The sequence below is a fragment of the Porcipelethomonas sp. genome, from assembly GCF_051893655.1.
GTDB lineage: Bacteria > Bacillota > Clostridia > Oscillospirales > Ruminococcaceae > Porcipelethomonas.
The window spans coordinates 1-4,031 of the sequence record NZ_JBJFHN010000035.1 but is presented as its reverse complement, the minus strand read 5'-3'; the positions used below and the strand labels follow the sequence as shown (position 1 = coordinate 4,031).

Annotated in this window: 5 protein-coding genes; 2 read left to right on the top strand and 3 right to left on the bottom strand. The window is 39.9% G+C overall.

All coding sequences use genetic code 11. The features are described 5' to 3' along the window. The 3 genes from ACI4WO_RS01920 to ACI4WO_RS01910 form a co-directional block, all read right to left on the bottom strand. A partial coding sequence (locus tag ACI4WO_RS01920) for a hypothetical protein (RefSeq protein ID WP_439805870.1) occupies positions 1 to 252 on the bottom strand: 252 nt, incomplete at its 3' end. A 2-nt stretch (positions 253 to 254) separates the two neighbouring features. Beyond that, positions 255 to 2,417, bottom strand: coding sequence for a recombinase family protein (locus ACI4WO_RS01915; RefSeq protein WP_439805869.1), 2,163 nt, complete (start codon positions 2,415 to 2,417; stop codon positions 255 to 257). Positions 2,418 to 2,694: 277 nt separating this feature from the next. After that, complete coding sequence (locus ACI4WO_RS01910) at positions 2,695 to 2,931, bottom strand: helix-turn-helix domain-containing protein (RefSeq protein ID WP_439805868.1); 237 nt, start codon at positions 2,929 to 2,931, stop codon at positions 2,695 to 2,697. 207 nt (positions 2,932 to 3,138) lie between these two features. Here ACI4WO_RS01910 and ACI4WO_RS01905 point away from each other — a divergent pair, with 207 nt between their 5' ends. Together ACI4WO_RS01905 and ACI4WO_RS01900 are read left to right on the top strand one after the other, a co-directional pair. After that, complete coding sequence (locus tag ACI4WO_RS01905; RefSeq protein ID WP_439805867.1) at positions 3,139 to 3,360, top strand: hypothetical protein; 222 nt, start codon at positions 3,139 to 3,141, stop codon at positions 3,358 to 3,360. 247 nt (positions 3,361 to 3,607) lie between these two features. Next, positions 3,608 to 3,997, top strand: a complete 390-nt coding sequence (locus ACI4WO_RS01900; protein ID WP_439805866.1) for a hypothetical protein — start codon at positions 3,608 to 3,610, stop codon at positions 3,995 to 3,997. Positions 3,998 to 4,031: the final 34 nt, after the last annotated feature.

Here is a 4,031-nt window from a genome sequence, read left to right as displayed (position 1 = left end):
GGAGAAACAATAGTCAAGTACTCCAGCCAGCTGACTGTTCATGTAAAGGGGTACAAAATCCTCCATTGAAAATCCCATTGCTGCCGCCTCCATGAAAAGCTTGCCCTGCTTGTGACAGTATATTTTATCCTTGTCGGTAAATGTGCGCTGAGCATTCAGTACCTTGCTGTTTTCAGGTGCGGCTCTTTCCAGCCACATCATACGTTTTACATTAGCAGAAAGAGGTCTGCTTTTTGATGGATCTCTGGACATAATCACCCCTCCGTTTCTATGATATTTTCAGTTTTTTCTTCCGGGAGTTCAGGAGGATTATCTTTAATGTCACGCATAAGACTGTCTATGACACTGGTGTCAATCCTGTGGGATTTGTCCAGAGGACGTGCTGGTGCCAGCCACTCCTCCCAGGTTCCTATACCGTCAATACTCCGGAATGCCGACGTGTGCTTAAATGCAGGTATGCCGAAAATCTTCTTGTTGATTTCCAGTTCCTTTTTTACCTGTTCAGCAATTTCAATAAGCTCCTGAGGTTCATCGTCATCTTCAGGCGGATAGTAAAAGCTCCTGGCATCATCATTCTGCTCCTCGGCAATTTTCTGATTGTTTCTTGCAATGATAATCTCATCTTTTTTGTTAACTGCTCTGCCGATATAGTTGTCAAGGTCAAAAATCAGAATGTCCTTGACAGTGTTGTCGGGGATAGGGAAGGACATAATCTGACAGGGAATTCTGTATGTATACTCCTTGTCCCAGTTCATGCTTTCATAGATGATTCTGCATAGTGAACTTGCCCCTTTGGGTTTGCCGTTCCACTCTATTGCGTTGGGATGACTGCTTTCGCAGGGACGTACAACAATCATACGCTCAACGGGATTGAAAAGAAGTTCTGCAAATGAGGTTTTCATTTTTGCAGTACAGGACTGGTTAAAGGAAATGTCTTTCTGTCCGATTCTTACAACAGGTTCGTTTATTCTGCTGAACATATCACCGCTGACAACCTGAAAGGTTCTGATAACAGAGGCATTATCCTCATAATCAGAACTGCTCTGATTGTTTCCGCTTAACTCATCTTTAATTTTCTGCTCAGCCTCAGTCAGTTCACGGGCAATCTGTGAAATGCCGTGGTCATCTATCATGCACCCTATACGGTGACCGCTGTCAGGAAGATATTCATTTTCAAGATCAGCGTCAAGCTCTTCGTCCAGAAGTCCCATTGCAATCTGTGACGCTCTGTAATAATCTTCAGCATCAAATCCAGCCCAGGAACGGTTCATGGAAATAAACCCTGTAAGTATACCTTTGTCAATAATACGCATAGGAAGATATGAGCCTTCATGTCCGTACCGTCTGCTGTTTAAAATACGTTGTGAAGCATTCCAGACAGCACGGGTAACAATAGCATCGTGGTGGTCGGGCTGATAGTACTTGTTTTTCTTACCCCGGTTCTTTCTTGATTTATGATCCTTGAAATTCGGGGTATAGGTTTTTCTGGCAAGTACATCACCGCAGTATCGTTCATTACGCATAATTGCCACGACACCACCGCTTGTCCAGTTGGTATTAAGGGTACCGTCTTTTTTTCTTCCGCCGGTAGGAATCTGAAGTTCAGTCAGCACACCGGCAATTTCCTCAGTACTGCTGCCGTTTAAAAGCGCAGCGTACATCCACTTTACAACCTGTGCCTGCTGCTGATTAATCTGAAGCATTTTTCTTTTGCCGCCATAGCTGTCCGGTATTTCAATCTTGTCATAACCGAACAGTGACGGAGTTAGAAATCTCCCTCTGCTGAATCTCCATTCAAGGGATAACAGCATAGCCTCGCTTTTCATGTGGCTTTCTTCTTCAGCTACCATAGCCAGAACAAAAAGAATAATACCGCTTGTCTGTAACCCGGTATCAAGATTTTCCTGTTCAAAAAATACTCTGACAGGAGGGTCAAGATTTTTCAGTTCTTCTATGTACCCGATACAATCAAGAAGATTACGTGCAAAACGTGAAACCGCCTTTGTAATAATCATATCAATTTTACCGGTTCTTGCATCTTCAATCAGTTTCAGAAAACCGGGACGGTGTGCAGTGTTAGTACCCGAAAAGCCGTTGTCAACATAAGTTCCCGCATATTTCCAGTCAGGATTTGACTTTATTTTCTCCTTGTACTGACGCATCTGCAGTTCAATTGAAATTGCCTGGTCAATATCGTCAGTGGAAACACGGCAGTATGCTGCCACACGGAGAGTCTTGTTACTTTCAGCCTTTTCAGAAGCGGCAGAAATCTTGCGGATTTTACTTCCGTCCAGTTCGTCAATCTGCCTTACCAATGCAGCTTTTTGCTTTTGCCGTTCAGATTCAAAGCTTGAACCGGCGGGAACAGAACTGGGTCTGGCAGCACGTTCTTCGGCAAGCTTTCTTACATCATCCATATATTTCACCTCCGGATGTAAATTATAATAAACGAAAAATATTTTTCGTTTATTATTAGCTGATATGCACGGAGCTTACGAAGTAAGCGTATGTGCAAGGCAATAAAATAAATCATTATAGTGAACGCAAAATTATTTTTGCGTTCACTATAATTATGGACTTATTTGTCCATGAACATATTACCATTATATCCGGACTATAGCAACGTTCAGCTGACTGTAAACCAGGTAGAATTTATATGGTGATAATTGATACATATTTGTCAGATGTGACAAATCATCGTATTTTCTTCATCCAGTCCTTTTCATTTTCAAAAGCAACTTCGTATGGATCAAGTTCTAAAACAGCACATATACGCAGACCGAGAACCATGCTTGAATTAGACAGCTTACGATCACCATATTCAAATTTCTGATACTGCTGAATTGAAATACCGGAATTCAATGCTACATCAGTCTGGGACAGACCGAGTTCAATACGTCTTCTTTTTAAAATCATAGCTTCTCTGTTCATAAATCTTCCTCCAAAACAGTTATTGTACGATTATACCTGCTTTGGGAGGTAATATCAATTCACCATACAGTACAAAGATAAAGACGGAATTTTGTTGGAATTATTGGTTGTAATCCGGTAAGAATTATGCTAACATATCAGCACTAAAATCTTACGGAGGTGATGTGATAATGCTGCCGATATTGATAAAGAGGGGAGGGAAAACCAGTGAAATTACCAAGCATAAATATGATTACTCAACAGGAATTCTGCGACCATATTGAAGATGACGATTTTCTGTTTAAATACGGAAATCCGGTTGCTATAAAGACAGACGAAGGAAAAATTCTGCTGTGCATGGCAATTGAGTACTATGAACGTATGACGGGGGAGAAGGTTGAGATTCCGGATGAGGTTCTGCGTGAAAAGGAGGATAAAATAAATGGGTGATATAATGTAGTTACGTAAAGGTAACCCCACAGCAGAAGATGAACTGCTGTGGGGTTGTTAATTAATCGGCTATGTACTTGAATTTTTTGGAAAATATGATATAATTATAGATAAATACTTCATATTGAGGTAACATCATGTAATAGAGAAGATATAATACAGGAAGTAAAATACTTCTTTTTCTGCAAAGAGAATGATGGCTCTGATTCTTTTTACATAAATTATAAATGATTGGAAGGTTGATAGAATGGCGAGAATAGAAACGCTTACAGCCTATAAATGCAAATTTAGCTATCTTCATAGGAATAACCCTTTGATTGAAGAACAGAGAAAAGCAATTAAATCGGGTGAAGACCCGAAGTATTCATTCTCTGATTTTATTAATACATATCAGATATATACAGAAAATCTGGCAATTGGCAAGAATGCAGATAGAGCAATTTCTTTATCAGTAGATAAAATTTCGAAAAGATATAAAAATGATTTGAAGATGTGGCATCTTATGCCTAGTGCAGGAAAGCAAGGAAAACCCGTTACAGTTGTTAAGAAGTCATCGGGAAAGAAATATGATTTTGGTTCCGATTCGGCAGCATTATATGAATATCATATTTTTGTGTATGAGAACTTGTCCACATAGAAAAAATATGATATAATACAAGTTATGAGATATA